At 71.1% G+C, this 17,176-nt stretch carries 18 protein-coding genes; 7 read left to right on the top strand and 11 right to left on the bottom strand.

All coding sequences use genetic code 11. The annotated features are described in order from the left end of the window. Positions 1 to 9 precede the first annotated feature (9 nt). From resB to RH864_RS16415, 4 genes are read right to left on the bottom strand one after another with little or no spacing between them, the layout of a single operon-like run. On the bottom strand, positions 10 to 1,932 hold the full coding sequence (gene resB, locus RH864_RS16400) for a cytochrome c biogenesis protein ResB (protein ID WP_396129997.1): 1,923 nt from the start codon (positions 1,930 to 1,932) through the stop codon (positions 10 to 12). Further along, positions 1,910 to 2,662, bottom strand: a complete 753-nt coding sequence (locus RH864_RS16405) for a cytochrome c biogenesis CcdA family protein (protein WP_310518648.1) — start codon at positions 2,660 to 2,662, stop codon at positions 1,910 to 1,912. The genes resB and RH864_RS16405 overlap by 23 nt, the downstream gene beginning before the upstream one ends. Position 2,663: 1 nt before the next feature. Continuing rightward, entirely contained in the window at positions 2,664 to 3,356 is a 693-nt protein-coding gene (locus RH864_RS16410; protein WP_310518649.1) for a TlpA family protein disulfide reductase, read from the bottom strand. Beyond that, complete coding sequence (locus RH864_RS16415; protein WP_310518650.1) at positions 3,356 to 4,000, bottom strand: histidine phosphatase family protein; 645 nt, start codon at positions 3,998 to 4,000, stop codon at positions 3,356 to 3,358. Before RH864_RS16415 ends, RH864_RS16410 begins: the two co-directional genes overlap by 1 nt. A 73-nt stretch (positions 4,001 to 4,073) precedes the next feature. Between RH864_RS16415 and aspS the strand changes: the two genes are divergently transcribed. Then, positions 4,074 to 5,417 carry an aspartate--tRNA(Asn) ligase gene (gene aspS / locus RH864_RS16420; RefSeq protein ID WP_310518651.1) on the top strand — a complete coding sequence of 448 codons (1,344 nt, stop codon included), beginning with the start codon at positions 4,074 to 4,076 and terminating at the stop codon, positions 5,415 to 5,417. Positions 5,418 to 5,442: 25 nt separating this feature from the next. Here aspS and RH864_RS16425 read toward each other — a convergent pair whose 3' ends face one another. From RH864_RS16425 to RH864_RS16440, 4 genes are all read right to left on the bottom strand, one after another. Further along, positions 5,443 to 5,661 (bottom strand): hypothetical protein, encoded by a 219-nt coding sequence (locus tag RH864_RS16425; RefSeq protein WP_310518652.1) that lies wholly within the window; start codon positions 5,659 to 5,661, stop codon positions 5,443 to 5,445. A 100-nt stretch (positions 5,662 to 5,761) separates the two neighbouring features. After that, complete coding sequence (locus RH864_RS16430) at positions 5,762 to 7,303, bottom strand: FAD-dependent oxidoreductase (RefSeq protein ID WP_310518653.1); 1,542 nt, start codon at positions 7,301 to 7,303, stop codon at positions 5,762 to 5,764. A 118-nt stretch (positions 7,304 to 7,421) separates the two neighbouring features. Continuing rightward, positions 7,422 to 7,685, bottom strand: a complete 264-nt coding sequence (locus tag RH864_RS16435; protein ID WP_310518654.1) for a glutaredoxin family protein — start codon at positions 7,683 to 7,685, stop codon at positions 7,422 to 7,424. A 162-nt stretch (positions 7,686 to 7,847) separates the two neighbouring features. Then, the gene (locus RH864_RS16440; RefSeq protein WP_003792170.1) at positions 7,848 to 7,946 is read right to left on the bottom strand and encodes a 30S ribosomal protein bS22; all 99 of its coding nucleotides are present in this window, start codon (positions 7,944 to 7,946) and stop codon (positions 7,848 to 7,850) included. Between the two features lie 126 nt (positions 7,947 to 8,072). On the opposite strand from RH864_RS16440, the gene RH864_RS16445 reads away from it, so the two are divergent. Further along, positions 8,073 to 8,612, top strand: coding sequence for a GNAT family N-acetyltransferase (locus tag RH864_RS16445; RefSeq protein WP_310518655.1), 540 nt, complete (start codon positions 8,073 to 8,075; stop codon positions 8,610 to 8,612). On the opposite strand, the gene RH864_RS16450 is transcribed toward RH864_RS16445, so the two are convergent. Next, a complete protein-coding gene (locus RH864_RS16450; RefSeq protein ID WP_310518656.1) occupies positions 8,575 to 9,012 on the bottom strand; it encodes an ArsR/SmtB family transcription factor in 438 nt (145 codons plus the stop codon). The genes RH864_RS16445 and RH864_RS16450 overlap by 38 nt on opposite strands. 70 nt (positions 9,013 to 9,082) lie before the next feature. On the opposite strand from RH864_RS16450, the gene RH864_RS16455 reads away from it, so the two are divergent. The 4 genes from RH864_RS16455 to RH864_RS16470 all read left to right on the top strand — a co-directional run bounded on the left by RH864_RS16455 (position 9,083) and on the right by RH864_RS16470 (position 13,958). Further along, positions 9,083 to 10,528 (top strand): TrkH family potassium uptake protein, encoded by a 1,446-nt coding sequence (locus tag RH864_RS16455; RefSeq protein WP_310518657.1) that lies wholly within the window; start codon positions 9,083 to 9,085, stop codon positions 10,526 to 10,528. Further along, positions 10,521 to 11,189 carry a potassium channel family protein gene (locus tag RH864_RS16460; protein WP_310518658.1) on the top strand — a complete coding sequence of 223 codons (669 nt, stop codon included), beginning with the start codon at positions 10,521 to 10,523 and terminating at the stop codon, positions 11,187 to 11,189. Before RH864_RS16455 ends, RH864_RS16460 begins: the two co-directional genes overlap by 8 nt. Positions 11,190 to 11,310: 121 nt before the next feature. Continuing rightward, a complete protein-coding gene (locus RH864_RS16465; protein ID WP_310518659.1) occupies positions 11,311 to 12,339 on the top strand; it encodes an ABC transporter ATP-binding protein in 1,029 nt (342 codons plus the stop codon). Next, a complete protein-coding gene (locus RH864_RS16470; RefSeq protein WP_310518660.1) occupies positions 12,336 to 13,958 on the top strand; it encodes an ABC transporter permease in 1,623 nt (540 codons plus the stop codon). Before RH864_RS16465 ends, RH864_RS16470 begins: the two co-directional genes overlap by 4 nt. A 19-nt stretch (positions 13,959 to 13,977) precedes the next feature. On the opposite strand, the gene RH864_RS16475 is transcribed toward RH864_RS16470, so the two are convergent. Continuing rightward, complete coding sequence (locus tag RH864_RS16475) at positions 13,978 to 14,379, bottom strand: hypothetical protein (RefSeq protein WP_310518661.1); 402 nt, start codon at positions 14,377 to 14,379, stop codon at positions 13,978 to 13,980. 66 nt (positions 14,380 to 14,445) lie between these two features. Here RH864_RS16475 and RH864_RS16480 point away from each other — a divergent pair, with 66 nt between their 5' ends. Further along, complete coding sequence (locus RH864_RS16480; protein ID WP_310518662.1) at positions 14,446 to 14,961, top strand: gluconokinase; 516 nt, start codon at positions 14,446 to 14,448, stop codon at positions 14,959 to 14,961. A gap of 73 nt (positions 14,962 to 15,034) precedes the next feature. On the opposite strand, the gene RH864_RS16485 is transcribed toward RH864_RS16480, so the two are convergent. Then, the gene (locus RH864_RS16485; RefSeq protein ID WP_310518663.1) at positions 15,035 to 16,906 is read right to left on the bottom strand and encodes an alkaline phosphatase family protein; all 1,872 of its coding nucleotides are present in this window, start codon (positions 16,904 to 16,906) and stop codon (positions 15,035 to 15,037) included. Positions 16,907 to 17,176: the final 270 nt, after the last annotated feature.

Raw genomic sequence — 17,176 nt, forward strand, 5'->3', positions numbered from 1 at the left:
GTATCAACCTTACGTCGCGGGTTTCGAGGAATCGGAGGAATCATCAGAGCGGGCGCCGGCGGATGCCTCACCGGCAGCAGCGGCGCCGGGCACCGTCTCGTCGACAGCAGCGGCGCGGGGCCCACCCTCGCCGTCGGCCGAGCCGTCGGCCGCCCCGTCGGCCGGCCCGCCCGCCGACCCGCCCGCCGGCCCGTCATCCGCCGTCGCGGCGATCGCGGCGCCGTGCGCGTCCGCGAACGACCGCACGGCGTCGTCGAGGTTCGGGTCCTCGCCGCGCGCGAGCCCGGCGTACTCGAGCACGATCCGGCCGTCGCGCCGGGTCACCGCCTTCACCCAGATGCGGCGGCGCGGCACGAACAGCGAGGTCATGAGCCCCGCGAGGATGAGGATCGCGAACACCAGCACCCAGCCCTGCGTCGGGTCGTGGTGCACGTCGAACGATGCGAAGCGCTTCACGCTCGTCGAGTAGTCGCCCGCGGCCGCGTCGGGGGACGCGTCCTCGAACGTGACCGTGCCGCGTCCGCCGGGCAGGTCGGCCGTCTCGCCGGGCATGAGCTCGAGCGAGTCGACGCCGGTCTCGCCGCCGGTGAGCTGCTCCATGTCGGTCGGGTCGAGCGTGTAGACCGACGTCGGGGTGCCGTCGTCGATGCCGAGGTCGCCCTCGTAGACGTTGAGCGTGAGCACGGGGTAGATGAGGTCGGGGTAGGTCGAGGTGTAGGCGCCCGTCGACATCACGTCCTGCGTCGGGTACAGGAACCCGATCATGCCGAGCTGCTCGTCGAGCCCGTCGGTGACCTTGACGACGCCGATCGAGGTGAGGTTCGCGTCTTCGGGCAAGAACGGCACCGAGTCGGTGAACACGACGTCGCCGTCGGCGTTCCGCACCGTGATCGTCGGGGCGTAGCCATTGCCGAGCAGGAACACGTCGGTGCCGAACACGCGCAGCGGTTCGTTGACCTTGACGGTGCCGTCGATCGGCTCGCCGTCCTCGCCCTCGACGGTGACGTGCGCGGTGAAGTCGGTCGGCTGCCCGATCGCGTCGCTGTTCTGCGTCTCGTAGACCACGTCGAGGCCCTCGAGCGACAGCCGGTACGGCGTGAGCTCCGAGTCGACGAAGAACCGCCCCGGGTTGAAGGAGTCGAACGCCGCGAGCGTGTTCACGAACGACTGCCCCTCGACGATCACGCGCTGACCGGCGAACCCGAACCCGCCGCCGATGCCCACCGTGACCAGCACGCCGAGCAGCGCCGTATGGAACACCAGGTTGCCGGTCTCGCGCAGGTAGCCGCGCTCCGCCGAGACGGATGCCTCGCCCCGCAGCTCGTACCGCTCGACCCGGTACCCGGACTGTTTCAGCCGCTTCGCGGCGTCGGCGATCGCCGCCCTGGCATCGGCGTCGTCGAAGCCTGCGGGCAGCTCGCGCTCGGTGTACGCGGCCAGCCGCGACAGCCGCACGGGCGTGCGCGGGGGGCGTGCACGCAGCGCCTCGAAGTGGTGCTTCGTGCGCGGGATGATGCAGCCGATGAGCGAGACGAACAGCAGCAGGTAGACCGCCGAGAACCAGGCCGACGTGTACACGTCGAACATCTGGAACGAGTCGAGCACCGGCGCCAGGTCGGGATTGTCCTGGAAGTACTGGGTGACGCCGTTCGGGTCGCTCGAGCGCTGCGGTACGAGCGAGCCGGGCACCGCCGCGATCGCGAGCAGCAGCAGGAGCAGCAGTGCCGTGCGCATGCTCGTGAGCTGGCGCCACGCGAAGCGCAGCCAGCCGACGAAGCCGAGCTTGGGCTGGTTCACGCCACCGCCCGGACCGCCCGGGGTTCCGCCCGGCGCGCCTGCCGCGCCGCCCGGCCCGCCCGTGTCGGGCTCGGGCGCTGAGCCGTCGTCGTAGTCGGCCGGCCGCAGCGGGTCAGAGGACGAGGTCGATGCCACTCATCACCACCTGGAGTTCGCTCATCCACGCGGTCCAGAGCCCGCTGACCATCACGATGCCCGTGATGATCAGCAGTCCCCCGCCGATGAGGTTGATCGTTCGGATGTGCCGGCGCAGGAACGCCAGCGAGCCCGTCACCCAGCCGAAGCCGAGCGCGACGAGCAGGAACGGGATGCCGAGCCCGACGCAGTACGCGAGCCCGAGCAGGGCACCACGCCAGACCGACTCGGCGTTGAGGCTGAGGCTCAGCACCGCGGCGAGCGCCGGCCCGATGCACGGCGTCCAGCCCAGTCCGAACACGACCCCGAGCAGCGGGGCTCCCGCGAGCCCGGTCGCGGGCCGCCACGCGGGCTTCAGCTGCCGCTGGAGGAACGTGAACTGCCCGATGAACACCAGGCCCATCACGATGAGCACGACGCCGAGCACGCGCGTGATCGGGTCCTGCCAGAGTCTGAGCCACGCGCCGGCTGCGCCGGCCAGCGAGGTGTACACGAGGAACACGGCGGTGAAGCCCGCCACGAACAGCGCAACGCCCAGCAACAGCCGGCGTCGGTTGCGGCGCTCGACGGATGCCTCGGCCGAGGCATCCGCGAACCCGCCGATATAGCCCAGGTAGCCGGGCACGAGCGGCAGGACGCACGGCGACAGGAAGGAGATGAGGCCTGCGGCGAGCGCGATCGGGATCGCGACGAGGAGCTGCCCGCTGAAGACCAGTTCGCCGGGTCCCACGTCAGGTGCCCTCGGCGGCGACGTCGCGCACGATCGTGTCGAGGATCGACTCGCTCTCGATCTGCCCGAGGATGCGCGCCGCGACGCGGCCGTCCCGGTCGAGCACGAGCGTCGTCGGCACGGCCGCGGCCGGCACCTTGCCCGCGAACGCGAACTGCACGCGCCCCTCGTCGACGTCGAGGATCGAGGGGTAGGTGATGCCGTAGTCCTCCTCGAACGGGCGGGCGGTGCCCGCCTGGTCGCGCACGTTGACGCCCACGAACACGGCGTCGTCGGGGTAGGCCTCATGCACGGCCTGCAGGATCGGCGCCTCGACACGGCACGGCGCGCAGCCTGCGTACCAGAAGTTCACGACCGCGACCTTGCCGAGCGCGTCGGCCGAGTCGAACTCGCCGCCGTCGACGGTCTCGCCGGCGAACTCGACCGGCTCGCCGCGCTGGTCGGGTGCGAACTCGGCGACCGTGCCGTCACCCGCGATGTAGTTCTTGCCGCTGCCCTCGCGGTACTGCTCGGCGAGCGGGTCCGAGCTGCAGCCGGCGAGCAGCAGGGCGCCGGCCGCGACGATCGCGATCCCGGCTCTCCGCTGGTCGATCAGCGAGCGCCAGCGAGCGTATCGAGACCCCGCGACCCGATCTCGAGACTGGTCGCCGGGTCTCGATACGGCGCTGGCGCGCCTACTCGACCAACGGAACATCAGACCGCCCCCACGTCGGTGGCCTGCTCGGAGAGCCCGGCGGCGGGGTCGCGGTAGCCGACCTCGACGAATCGGTCGCCGCGGCGCTCGAAGCTCGTGATGCTCGAGAGCGCGCAGCGGCGCCGGCGCGGGTCGTGTGCGAGCTGGCGGCCCGTGACCCGGCGGTGCGCCATCCAGATCGGCAGCTGGTGGCTCACGACGACCACGTCGCCGCCGCCGGCGGACTCCCAGGCGTCGTCCATCGCGTGCAGCATGCGGGTCGCGATGTCGCGGAACGGCTCGCCCCAGCTCGGTTCCCACGGGTTCACGAGGAAGGGCCAGTTGCGCACGTCGCGGAGCGCAGACTCGCGGCCGTGCATCTTCATGCCCTCGAACCGGTTCTCGGGCTCGATGACGCGGCCGTCGATGGTCGGCTCGACGCCGAAGGCGGCCGCGATCGGCTCGGCCGACTGCCGCGTGCGTTGCAGTGGGGAGGCGACCAGCGCACTCACCGGCCGGCCCGCCGAGACGAGCTCGTCGGCCGCCGCCTGCGCCATGTCGCGGCCGAGGTCGGAGAGACCGAAGCCGTCGAGCCGCCCGTACAGCACACGCTGCGGGTTGAACACCTCGCCGTGGCGCACGAGATGGATCTGATCGGCCGGCACGGGTTCCAGTCTACGGAGCGGCATCCTTTGAATCCGCCGAGCGTCGGCGAGGGCGCCGGTAGGATGAGTCTCCGTGACTTCACGCACCCTGATCAAGGACCTTGCCGCGCTGCCCGACGGCCCCGTCACCGTCGCCGGATGGGTCGAGACCGTCCGAGATCAGAAGAAGGTGCAGTTCATCATCCTGCGCGACGAGTCGGGTTCCGCGCAGCTCGTGAATCCGGCCGTGCGCGAGCTCGACCCCGAGGGCGTGTCGGTCGGCGCGGCCGAGGCGCTCGCGACCACCGAGGCCATCTCGGCGCTGTCGCACGGGTCATTCATCCGGGTCACGGGTGAGCTCAAGCACGACGAGCGGGTGAAGCTCGGCGGCCTCGAGGTGAAGATCGGCTCGCTCGAGGTGATCACCGAGGCGCTCGAGACGCCGATCGCGGCCGACTCGTCGCTCGACAAGCGCATGGACTGGCGCTTCCTCGACCTCCGTCACCCCAAGCAGAACCTCATCTTCCGCATCCAGACGACGTTCCTGCACGCGCTGCGCACCTACTGGGTCGAGCACGAGTTCATCGAGGTGCACACCCCGAAGCTCATGGCCTCGCCGTCGGAGTCGCGTGCCGAGCTGTTCCAGCTCGACTACTTCGAGACGACCGCGTACCTCGCGCAGAGCCCGCAGCACTTCAAGCAGATGGCGCAGTCCGCCGGGTTCGGCAAGATCTTCGAGGTCGGGCCCGCGTTCCGCGCCGACCCGTCGTTCACGTCGCGGCACGCGACCGAGTTCACGTCGGTCGACATCGAGATCAGCTGGATCGACTCGCACGAGGACGTCATGCAGCTGCATGAAGAGCTGCTCGTCGCTGGCCTCACCGCCGTGGTCGAGAAGCACGGCGCCGAGGTCGCCGAGCAGTTCGGCATCGAGCTGACCGTGCCGACCACGCCGTTCCCACGCATCCCGCTCGCCGAGGCCAAGCAGATCGTCGCCGAGCACGGCTACGTCGTGCCGCGCGCCGACGCCGACATGGACCCCGAGGGCGAGCGCCGCATCTCGCAGTACGTCAAGGAGACGTACGGGCACGACTTCGTGTTCCTGACGGACTACGCGTCGAGCATCCGGCCGTTCTACCACATGCGCCACGAGGACGACCCGTCGCTCACGAAGTCGTACGACGTCATCTACAACGGCACCGAGATCTCGACGGGCGCGCAGCGCGAGCACCGCGTCGACGTGCTCGTCGAGCAGGCGAAGGCGATGGGCCTCGACCCCGAGGAGCTCGGCACCTACCTCGAGTTCTTCAAGTACGGCGTGCCGCCGCACGGCGGCTTCGGCATGGGCCTCGCGCGCGTGCTCATGCTCATGCTCGGCGAGAGCTCGATCCGCGAGACGACCTACCTCTTCCGCGGGCCCACGCGCCTGCTGCCCTGACCTCGCTGGCCGCGGGCGGTCACCGTCACAATTCGCGGGTGCCGGCGGCTCGGCACCCGCAATCTCTGACGTCGACCGGGGTGGCGGGGGCCAGCGACGAGCACATCGCCGACACCTGCACGTCGTAGCGCTGCGGTCCCACCTGGAGGACGGACACCTTCGCGACGCAGTCGTCGACCGGCTCGGGCGTCGACTGGATCGAAGCCGCGGATGCACCGGGGACCGGTGTCGGGCCCAGTGCCATGGCGGCCACGCTCGGCCCCAACTCTGGATCCTGATATATCACGCGTAGCAGGCGAGACCGGCTCACGAGGGTCTCGATACGTGTGCTCGTTCCTCGCTCGCTACTCGACGAGCGAGGGCTCGGAGGTTGCGGTCGTGTGCGGCGCGGCGGCCGCGATGCGCGTCGCGTCGTCGGCGGGCGCGAGGTCGTGCACGGCCGGGCCCTCGATGCGGCGGCCCTGTGCGTCGAAGCGTGAGGCGTGCAGCGGGCAGTCCCAGGTCCGCTCGGCGGGGTTCCAGTTCACGATGCCGCCGAGGTGGGGGCAGACCGCGCTCACCGCACACGTCGTCCCCTCGACGGTCGAGACGGCGGTCGGGCGGATGCCTCGACGCTCGACGATGCCGTGGCCCTCCGCCGGCACCTCCCCCGCCGACGGGTTCGTCAGCGCGCGCGCCCATCCGGTGACCGCGCGGACGCCGACCTGCAGCCCGGCCCTCGCCCCCTGTGCGAGGTCGGCCGGTACCGTGATGCGCGTGCCGATGACGGTCGCCCAGCCGGGCCGCCGTGCACCGCGCTCGGCGAGCAGCTCGGTGCTGAGCCGCACCGCGGCTCCCGCCGCGTTCGTGAGCCCCCACTTGGCGTACCCCGTCGCCATGAACACCCGGCCTCGACCGCGCGGCATGCGGCCGACGAACGGCACCTCGTTGAGCGACAGGTAGTCCTGCGCGGCCCACACGACCGGGTCAGAGGCATCCGGATACCAGGCCGCCGTCCAGTCGATGAGTCGCTGTCGCTCGACCGCGAGCTTCTCGCCGTCGCCGACCATGGCCGACCCGCCGCCGACCCAGAGCTGCGGCTCGCCGCCCACCGTGGCGCGGCGGATGCTGCGCGTGGGTGCGTCGACCGAGATCAGCAGCCCCTCGGGCAGGAACGCCTCCGGCAGCCGGAACGAGGCGATCTGCGAGCGCATGGGCTTGACCTTGGCGAAGTACAGCCCGCGGTCGAGGATCGGCGCGCCCGTCGCGATGACGACCCGGTCCGCCGTGAACTGGCCAGCGCTCGTGCGGATGATCGCCGGATCGCTCGCGCGAACCCCGAGCGCGCGGACGCCGGTGACGATCTGCGCGCCCAGCGACCGCGCCTCGGCCGCGAGCCCGGTCACGAGCAGCATCGGGTCGAAGGCGAGCTGCCCCGGCAGCCCCGCGGCGCCGAGCACCGGGAACGGCACGTCCAACCGGTCGACCCGTTCGAGCATGAGGCCGGCCTCGCGCCCGGCGGCGATCTCGGCGTCGACGGTCTCGAGCCCCTCGGGCGATTGCGCATAGCTGTACGCGGTCGCCTCCCGCACGGGAATGCCGACGCGGTCCGCGACCGTGCCGAGGAAACGCAGGCCGGCCCGGTTGGCGTCGACGTAGGCGCGGACCAGCCGCGCCGAGTGGTGCTTCCGGATGGTGGAAAGCCGGCTGCCCTGCAGCAGCGTCGCCTTTCCGGTGTTGTGCCCGCTCGCGAGCGCGCCGGGCTCGCCCTGCTCGAGCAGCGTCACGCTCACGCCGGCCTCACGGAGCATGATCGCGGTGCAGAGGCCGGTGAGCCCCGCGCCGATGATCACGACCTCGGCGTGCCGGGCGTCGCGGTCGGCTGGGTCGAGGTGCTGGGCGTCCATGCGGCAAGTCAACGCCCGCCGAGTGCACCGGGCCACCCCTTGACGGCTACCCGGCCCCGGCGTACGAGGCCGACGAGCGCGCCAGCGGCGCGCGGCGCCGGCCCACGGCACAGCCCGCTCAGGCGAGGAGCGCGGCCTTGAGCTTCACGGGGTCGATGCGCCAGTAGTTGTGCACCTCGCCGTCGATGAGCACGACGGGGATCTCCTCGGCGTAGCGCTCGGCGAGCGCCGCGTCTTCGAGGATCGACCGCTCCTCGAAGCGGATCTCGGGAGCGCCCGGGGTCGCGCCGACCTCGTCGCGCACGGCCGTGACCACGTCACGGGCATCGTCGCAGAGGTGGCATCCGGGCTTGCCGATCAGGGTGAGGTCTCGGGTCGTCACGCGAACCAGCCTACGTTTCCGGGTCTCGATACGCTTCGCTCCTCGACCAGCGAGGTGGCCGGGTCTCGATACGCTTCGCTCCTCGACCAGCGAGGTGGCCGGGCACAGCGAAAAGCGCCGAGCCGCGAAGGCCCGACGCTCAGCCGAAGTCGTGCGAGACGACTACTTCTTGTTGCGACGCTGGTGGCGAGTCTTGCGAAGCAGCTTGCGGTGCTTCTTCTTCGCCATGCGCTTGCGGCGCTTCTTGATGACGGAACCCATCAGAACCTCACTGAACGTCGAACCGGCGGCGCGTGCCGCTGCCGGGGGCGGAAAAGCCTCGGGACAGTCTAGCCGATCAGGCCGTACCCTCCGCTCGGGGCCGCCGCCCTGCGCTACCGTCGGGAGATGGTCGCTCCGAAGCTCGTGATCCGCACCACGCGCGAGGCGGACTGGCGCGAGGTGCGGGCGCTTCGGCTCGAGATGCTGCGCGACACCCCGCTCGCGTATCTCGAGACGCTCGACCACGCGCTCTCGGTCGACGAGCCGGTGTGGCGCGCCCGGGCCCGCCGCGGCGAGACCGCGGGCCAGACCTCGGTGGTCGCCATCGAGGACGGGCGCTGGGTCGGGCACATGGGCGGGTATATTCCGGATGCCGCAACCGGTCCCATGCTCGTCGGCGTCTACGTCGCACCCGACCGCCGGGGAGATGCCGCGGGCGTCACACGTGCGCTGCTCGACGAGGTCGAGCGATGGGCGTCGGCGCACGGGTCGACGCTGCGGCTCGAGGTGCATGAGGACAATCCGCGGGCACGCGCCTTCTACGAGAAGCTCGGATTCGTGCTCACCGGGCGCACGACCACGTACCCGCTCGAACCCGGCGGGCTCGAGCTCGAGATGATCAAGCCGCTCAGCGCGAGCGTGGCTTCTGCCCGACGACGGCGCTGACCTTCTGCGCCGTCTCGGCGAACGCCTTCCCGATGGCCGACGCGAACGCGCGCTGGTCGTCGCTGAGGGTCCCGTCGCTCTCGATCGAGGCGAGCGCGGCCGCGTCAGCGGCGACGCCGTCGGAGAGGAACGGGATCAGCCAGTCCTCGAGCTGCTCGAGCGGCTCGCGATCCAGCCGGTAATACCGGTGCTGGCCCTCTTCGCGGACGGCGACGAGGCCCGCTTCGCGGAGCACCTTGAGGTGCTTCGACACCGTGGGCTGACTCGTGCCGAGCGCGGTCACGATCTCGGAGACGCTGATCTCACCGCCGGACTGGGGAGCGGAGTGCTCGCGTTCGAGCAACACTCCGAGGATGTCGCGCCGGGTCGAGTCCGCAACCACGTCGAAGATGTCCGCCATGGCACCAGGCTAGTCATTCCCGCCGGGGAGTACCATGACACTCGCGTCGGCGATACGCGGAGGGGGACGCATGGTCACACAGGCGTCGCGGCTCCCCGGCCCCGCCGACCCCCGCTCCTGGTTCGGCCGCGCTCGCAACCTCGTCGACGATCTCACGAAGAAGTCGCCGTCGCGGTTCGCGATCATCATCTTCAGCGGGCTGATCCTGATCTTCACGCTGCTCTTCTCGCTGCCGATCGCCCGGGCGGGCGAAGGATCGGGCACCCCACTCCACGACGCCCTGTTCACGGCCGTGTCTGTGATCTGCGTGACCGGGCTCTCGACCGTCGACATGGCGACGCACTGGTCGCCGTTCGGGAACGCGCTCGTGTTCGTCGGTGTCAACATCGGCGGCGTCGGCGTGCTGACGCTCGCGACGACGCTCGGGCTCGTGATCTCGCGCCGGCTCGGCCTGCGCGCCAAGCTCATCGCCGCGAGCGACACGAACCCGTCGCGCGTGCACGCCGGACCGGTGTCGGAGCGGCAGGCGGTACGCCTTGGCGAGGTCGGCAGCCTGCTCGCGACGGTCGCGGTCAGCGCCCTCGTGATCGAGGTGACCGTCGCGATCGGGATGATCCCGAGCATGCTCGCCGCGGGATATGACGCGTTCCACTCGCTCTGGTACAGCTTCTACTACTCGGCGATGGCCTTCACGAACACGGGGTTCAGCCCGAATCCGGGCGGGCTCGCGCCGTTCGAGGACGACTACTGGTTCCAGTCGCTGCTCATGGTCGGCGTCTTCCTCGGCAGCCTCGGCTTCCCGGTGATCTTCGCGCTCGCGCGGCTCTGGCGGCGGCCCCGCAAGTGGAGCGTGCACGTCAAGCTCACGCTCGCGACCACGCTCATCCTGTTCGTCGCGGGCGCGATCATGTTCCTGCTGCTCGAGTACGACAACCCGAAGACATACGGCTCGCTCGATGCGGGGCCGACGATCTATCAGTCGTTCTTCATGTCGATGATGACCAGGTCGGGCGGGTTCTCGACGATCAACATGCACGACCTCAACGGGTCGAGCCTGCTCGTCTCGGACATGCTCATGTTCATCGGCGGCGGCTCGGCCTCGACCGCGGGCGGCATCAAGGTCACGACGCTCGCCGTGCTCTTCCTCGCCGCGTTCGCCGAGGCGCGCGGCGCTCCCGGCATGGAGGCGTTCGGTCGCCGCATCCCGGTGGACATCCTGCGGCTCGCGGTGAGCGTCGTCCTCTGGGGTGCGACCATCGTCGCGGTGGCCTCGATCGCGATCCTCCAGATCACCAAGGAGCCGTTCGACTACGTCCTGTTCGACGTGATCTCGGCGTTCGCCACGTGCGGCCTGTCGACCGGGCTCACCGCCGACCTGCCACCCGAGGGCGTCTACGTCATGGCCGCGACCATGTTCATGGGGCGCGTCGGCACCGTGACCCTCGCCGCGGCGCTCGCCGCGAGCCAGCGACGCCAGCTGTACAAACGACCGGAAGAGAGGCCCATCGTTGGTTGACCGGATCAAACACGATGCCCCAGTGCTTGTCATCGGCCTCGGCCGCTTCGGCGCCGCCACCGCGGGCCAGCTCGACCGTCTCGGCCGCGAGGTGCTCGCCGTCGACACCGACGACGGGCTCGTGCAGAAGTGGTCGGAGCGCGTCACGCACGCGGTCGTCGCCGACGCCAAGTCGATCGACGCGCTCAGGCAGATCGGTGCGCAGGACTTCTCGATCGCGGTGTGCGCGGTCGGCTCCTCCGTCGAGGCATCCGTCTTGATCACCGCCAACCTCGTCGACCTGCACATCCCGCAGATCTGGGCGAAGGCCATCTCGTCCTCGCACGGCAAGATCCTGCAGCGCATCGGCGCGAACCATGTCATCTACCCCGAGGCGGAGGCCGGCGAGCGCACCGCGCACCTCGTGAGCGGCCGCATGCTCGACTTCATCGAGTTCGACGACGACTTCGCGCTCGTGAAGATGTACCCGCCGAAGCCGATCCGCGGCAAGAACCTGGTCGAGTCGGGCGTGCGGTCGAAGTATCGGGTGACCGTCGTCGGCGTCAAGAGCCCGGGCAAGCCGTTCACGTACGCGACCGAGCAGACCGTGGTGTCGAACCACGACCTGATCATCGTGTCGGGCACCGAGGGCGACATCGAGCGGTTCGCAGCGCTCGAGTAGGCGGGGCCGCCGGTCGAGCAGCGCAGCGTATCGAGACCCGGTGCGACGGTCTCGATACGCGTAGCCCACTCGACCGGCGAGGAATCTTCACAATCGCCGCGAACCGGCGTAGCGTCCGATCATGACGGATGTGATCCGCACCCGGGGGCTCCTCAAACGCTTCGGGCGCACCACCGCATTGGACGGTCTCGACCTCACGGTCGCCGCGGGCGAGGTGCACGGGTTCCTCGGCCCGAACGGGGCGGGTAAGTCGACCACGCTCCGCGTCCTGCTCGGGCTCGCGCGCGCCTCGGGCGGCGAGGCCGAGCTGTTCGGCCGCGACCCGTGGCGTGAGGCCGCGAGCCTGCACCACCGACTCGCCTACGTCCCCGGCGATGTGAGCCTCTGGCCGAACCTCTCGGGTGGTGAGGCGATCGACCTGCTCAGCCGGTTACGCGGCGGGACCGCGGATCGCGAGGCCTACCGGGCGCAGAAGGAGCGGCTCATCGAGGCCTTCCAGCTCGACCCGCGCAAGAAGGGCCGCGCCTACTCCAAGGGCAACCGGCAGAAGGTCGCGCTCGTCGCGGCGTTCGCGACCCCGTGCGAGCTGTACCTGCTCGACGAGCCGACGAGCGGCCTCGATCCGCTCATGGAACAGGTGTTCAACCGCGAGATCGCGCGCATCTCCGGCCAGGGCGCGACCGTGCTGCTGTCAAGCCACATCCTCTCCGAGGTCGAGGTGCTGTGCGACCGGGTCAGCATCATCCGCGCCGGTCGCACCGTGGAATCCGGCACGCTCGCCGAGCTCAGACACCTCACGCGCACCCAGGTGACGTTCGCGCACGTGCCGGGCCAGGAGACCTCGGTCGAGGCGATCGACGGGGCCCACGACCTCGTCATCGAGCACGGGCAGGTGAGCTTCACGGTAGACAGCGATCGTGTGGCGGGCGTGCTGCCCGCGCTCGCCGCGCTCGGCGTCCAGGGTCTGACGGTCGCGCCGCCGTCGCTCGAAGAGCTGTTCCTGCGGCACTACGGCGACGAGGTCACCGAGGCGGGCGAGCCAGGCGAGGTCGCCGAGCCAGGCGAGGTCGCCGAGGTCGCCGAGCGCCACGGCCGGCACGTCGCGCCGGCCCGAGACGATTCGGATGCCTCGGAGGAGGCGCGGACGTGAGCCGGCTCCTCGTGCTGCTCGCACAGCGTCTCCGCCGCGATCGCCTGCAGCTCACCCTGTGGTGCGTGGGGGTCGGCGTGCTCGCGTTCGCCGCGGCCAACGCCGCGCTCGATGCGTTCGGCGACGTGGAGGAGCGGCGGCAGATCCTCGGAGTCGCGATCGCGAGCCGCACGATCCTGGTCTTCCGAGGGCTCCCGAACGGGGTCGATGAGGGCGCGTTCGTGTTCTTCCTGCTGTTCGCCTGGCTCGCGCTCATGGGCGGGCTGATGAGCACGTTCCTCGCGGTGCGCCACACCCGCATGGAGGAGGAGCAGGGGCGGGCGGAGTTCGTCGCCTCGACCCCGGCCGGCCGCGCGCTCCCGACGGTCGCGACCGTCGTGCACGGCGCGCTCGCGAACGTCGTCCTCGGCCTGTTCGTCGCGGTGGGATGGATCCTCGCCGGACTCGACGCCCGCGGTGCGTTCGTGGCCGGCGCGGCGATCGCCGCGTCAGGGATCGTGTTCCTCGCGCTCGGCTTGGTGGTCGCGCAGCTGTTCCGCACCTCGCGCGGGGCGAACGGCGCCGGCGTCGCGATCGTGCTCGCCGCATACCTGTTGCGCGGGATCGGGGACGCCGCGGGCACGCCGTCGTCCGATCTCATACACGTCACGCCGGCCTGGCCCAGCTGGGTCTCCCCGATCGGGTACGGCCAGTTCACCGGTGCGTTCGTCGACGACGACCTGCGACCGCTGATCGTCCCGCTCGGGTTCGCCGCCCTCGTGATCGCCGGCGTCTTCGTGCTCCAGGCCATCCGAGACCAGGGTGCGAGCCTCCTGCCCGAACGCCAGGGCCGCGCCGCGGCGCGGTGGACGCTGTCGAGCTCGTTCGGCCTCGTGTGGCGACTCACGGTGCCGACGCTCGTCGCCTGGGCGGTCGGCGGCGCAGCCGCAGGCCTGCTCGCGACGACTCTCTCGTCGATCGTCGGCCAGGTCGGCGGGGCCGCACCGCAGTTGATCGACCGGTTGCGCGAGGCGATCGGCGACGACGCGACGATCGAGCAGGCGTTCATCGCGACGTTCTACGGGCTCGTCGGGGTGCTCGCGGCGTGCTGCGCGGTGCAAGTGGGGATGCGCGCCCGTCAGGAGGAGGCGCACGGCACCGCCGAGCTGGTGCTCGGCACGCCAGTGCCGCGCGTGCGCTGGCTCGCCGAATACTGGATCGTCGGCACGATCGTCATCGTCGTGGTGCTCGCGGCAGCGGGTGCGACGGGCGTCCTCGGCGCCCTGCGCACTGACGATCCCGCGTCGCTCGTCCCGAACGTGCTCGAGGCGGCCGCGGCGCAGCTGCCCGCCTGCCTGGTCTTCCTGGGCGTGACGCTCCTCGTCTTCGTCCTGCTCCCGCAGGGGACCATCCCGCTCGGCTGGACGCTCGTCGGGCTCGCGGCGATCGTCGGCATCTTCGGCCCCATCCTGCAGCTGCCCGACTGGGTGACCGACCTCTCGCCGTTCACGCACTCGCCCGTGCCGGGCAGCGATGACGCCGACTGGACGGGCGGCATCGTGATGGTCGCCGTCGGCGTCGTCCTCGGCGGTGCCGCCGTGTGGTCGATGCGCGCCCGCGAGCTCGCGCCCGGCGGGTGACGGATGCCTCGCGGCGGGGTCAGCCCATGACGAACATGAGCACGATCGCGCCGGCGAGCGCGACGACGCCCACCGCGAGCAGCGCGAGCGAGAGCACCCAGAGCACGCGCGACGGCGCGCTGTGGCGCTCGAACCGCAGACGCCCGCTGTGATCGGCGTACGCGGTCGCCGAGTCGGGATCGCCGAGACCGGCGAGCTCCTCGTCGGTGAGCTCGCGCTCGTGCAGCTCGTCGGAGGCGAACCAGCGTGCGATCGCGATCGAGCCCGGCGGCGTCGGTTCCACGATCCCGAGATCGACCTCGTGCCAGCGCACGTCGGCGGCGCGCACGATCAGCGCGGCGATCAACAGCGGGATGCCCACACCCAGGCCGACCCACGACAGCACCTCGACGATGATCGCCAGGACGTCGAGGAAGCTCACGAGCAGAGCGTACTCGCTGGTCGCCCTCCGGCGACGCACCGTCGATCGGATAGGCTCGACCTGCCCATGGACACCCGCCAGCCGCCGCCCCGCATCGTCGTCATGGGCGTGTCGGCCGTCGGCAAGTCGACCATCGGCCGCCGCCTCGCCGAGGCCCTGGACCTGCCCTTCATCGACGCCGACGATCTGCACGTGCCCGCCGCGATCGAGAAGATGTCGTCGGGGGTCCCGCTCACCGACGCCGACCGGCTGCCGTGGCTCCGCGAGTGCGGACGCGCGCTCACCGCCGCCGAGGGCGGCGCGGTCATCGCCTGCTCCGCCCTCACGCGGGCGTATCGGGATGAGCTTCGCGACGAGGCATCCGATGCCGTGTTCGTGCACCTCGACGCCGATCCCGTGCACATCCAGGAGCGCGCCGCGCAGCGCACCGGGCACTTCATGCCGCCGTCGTTGCTCGCGTCCCAGCTCGCGACGCTGCAGCCGCTCGACTCCGGCGAGCGCGGCGTCACCGTCGACGCGGTGCAGCCGGTCGATGCCGTCGTCGCGGACGTCGTCGCCGCGCTCGGGGCGCTCACGCCGTAGGGCGCGGCGCCGCGCTGCCCAGCTCAGCTCAGCTCAGCCCAGCTCAGCGCGGCCCAGCTCAGCTCAGCTCAGCTCACTGCGGGCCGAACAGCCCGATGCCGTGCCGCTCGACGAACGCGTGCGCCTCACGCCAGGTCTTCGGCAGTGCATCGTCGGTGCCCGCGTGGGCTTTGAGGAGTCCCATGAGGTTGCGGCCGGGCGGCGTCAGCGGCTGGTCGTCGTGCCCCTCGGGCACCGGGTCGGCGGCCTCGGGGTTCCGTGGCGTGTACTGCGGGTGCGTGTGCGGCCAGTCGGTGGCCGGGCGCGGCGTGTCGAGCGTCACGGCCCCCGCGATGGTCGGCGCGCCGTCGTCGCGCTTCGTGAGCGGTTCCAGATCGTACTTGCCGGTCAGCGTGCTGATGAGCGACCCGTGGTGCACGGCATCGTGCACGATCGTGCCCGCGGCGGTGTAGGCCGAGACCGCGATCGCGGGCACGCGCAGCCCCAGCCGGTCGAACGTGAAGTCCATCTCGCCGGGCGCACCGTCGCCCGGCGGGGTCGCCGCCGGGGGCGGGACGTGGTCGAACGTGCCGCCGTGCTCGTCGAAGACGACGAGCAGCATGGTGTTGGACGCGTTCGACCCCGTCGCGCTCGCACTCGTCCGCACCGACGTGTAGATCTCGTGCAGCAGCGCCTCGCCCGCGCGCACGTCCGAGATCGCGCCGCCGGTGACGTTCGCACCGTCGACGACCGTCGCGTCCACTGTGCCCACGGGCGGATGCATGTCGTTGTGGTCGTACAGCATCCGCGGCTCGACGAACGCGTAGGCCGGCAGCGCGCCGTCGGCGACCGCGCGGTAGAAGTCGCTCATCGGGAAGAAGTTCGTGTGCCAGAAGCGTTCGAGCACGGGCTTGTGGATGAGCCCCGTCATCGACACGTGCTGCGAGTCGTCGTAGTACACGGCCCAGGAGATGCCGGCCTCGTCGAGCCGGTTGAAGACGGTGGGCGATGCGGCGCTCGTGCGGTACCACTTCTCGGTACCGCCGTTGTCGTGGTTCGTGACGTAGCCGTGCGAGGTCGACGCGTGGAAGAACGACCGGTTGCAGAACGTCGGCCCGGGCACCGCGCAGTGCCATCCGTCGAACACCGCGAAGCCCTTCGCGAGCGTCGACAGCACGGGCATCATGTCGGGCGTGAAGCCGCCGAGCGCCATCTCGAGCTCGTCGGCCGTGGGCACGCGGCCGAGCTCCATGTGGAACGCGTTGTGGTAGTCGTGCACGAAGCCGCGCATGGTCGGCTCGCTGCCGGGTGCCGGCGCGTTGTACGGCTTCTCCATCTGCGCGACCTGCCGCTCGGCGTTCCGCTTCGGATCGACCGTGCCGAACAGCTGAGTGTTCACGTGCGGGTAGTCCTCGCCCGGGTCGGGGCGCGGACTCGACATGATCTCGTCGGTCGTGCCCGTGTAGGCGTGGGTCTCGTAGCTGCGCCCGTGCGGTCCGTCCATCCGGATCGGGTCGCCCTGCAGGCCCGCGAAGGTCTGGCCCGCCGGGAGCTCGTCGGCGGCGTACAGGTGGCCGAGCAGGTTGTCGAACGAGCGGTTCTCGAACATGACGACCACGAGGTGGTCCCAGCCGGGTCCGCCGGCCCGCGGCGGGATCGTCCCGGGCGGCGTCGCCGCCACGGTGTGGCCAGGCCGGGCGGATTCCCCGGGGCCGGCGCCGCCCCCTGATCCGGCCGCGCGGCCCGCCGCGAACCCGGCCGCCCCGCCGACGACCGCGCCGCCCGCGGCGACCCCGCCGAACTTCAGAAAGTCCCGCCGCGAGTGCGCGCGCTCCGCGCGGTCGGCGGGCTCGGGGCGGTCGGCGCGGTCGGCGCGGTCGGCGCGCTCGGTAGCTGGCTGCCCGTGCTCCGGACGCTCGCCCCGCTCGCCACGGACCCCCTCGGCCCCGTCCGACCCATCCGCCACATCAATCGCCTTTCGCCGTGCCCTCGCTCAGTCTCTCGCGCGCGCCACCGAAAGTGTGATGGAGGCCGGAATGTGTGTTCGAGACCGGAATGTGCGTTCGAGACCGGATTGCGTGATGGAAGCCAGATTGTGTGTTGGAGGTCGTGCAGAACCTCCTTCCAATACATAATCCGGTCTCCGACCCACTTTCGGCGGCAGCGGGTCGGGGGTGGGTGGCGCGTCCGGCCTGGCGGGCCGGCCCCGGGGGCCGGGGGCGGGGGCCCCCGTCGC

Origin of the sequence: Agromyces aerolatus, assembly GCF_031432255.1 — a bacterium.
Taxonomy (GTDB): Bacteria; Actinomycetota; Actinomycetes; order Actinomycetales; family Microbacteriaceae; genus Agromyces.

Coding starts and splice junctions, on each gene's coding strand:
- RH864_RS16410 (WP_310518649.1), bottom strand. CDS start 3,356: ATGTTCCGTTGGTCGAGTAGGCGCGCCAGCGCCGTATCGAGACCCGGC.
- RH864_RS16425 (WP_310518652.1), bottom strand. CDS start 5,661: ATGGCACTGGGCCCGACACCGGTCCCCGGTGCATCCGCGGCTTCGATC.
- RH864_RS16430 (WP_310518653.1), bottom strand. CDS start 7,303: ATGGACGCCCAGCACCTCGACCCAGCCGACCGCGACGCCCGGCACGCC.
- RH864_RS16440 (WP_003792170.1), bottom strand. CDS start 7,946: ATGGGTTCCGTCATCAAGAAGCGCCGCAAGCGCATGGCGAAGAAGAAG.
- RH864_RS16445 (WP_310518655.1), top strand. CDS start 8,073: ATGGTCGCTCCGAAGCTCGTGATCCGCACCACGCGCGAGGCGGACTGG.
- RH864_RS16450 (WP_310518656.1), bottom strand. CDS start 9,012: ATGGCGGACATCTTCGACGTGGTTGCGGACTCGACCCGGCGCGACATC.
- RH864_RS16455 (WP_310518657.1), top strand. CDS start 9,083: ATGGTCACACAGGCGTCGCGGCTCCCCGGCCCCGCCGACCCCCGCTCC.
- RH864_RS16465 (WP_310518659.1), top strand. CDS start 11,311: ATGACGGATGTGATCCGCACCCGGGGGCTCCTCAAACGCTTCGGGCGC.
- RH864_RS16480 (WP_310518662.1), top strand. CDS start 14,446: ATGGACACCCGCCAGCCGCCGCCCCGCATCGTCGTCATGGGCGTGTCG.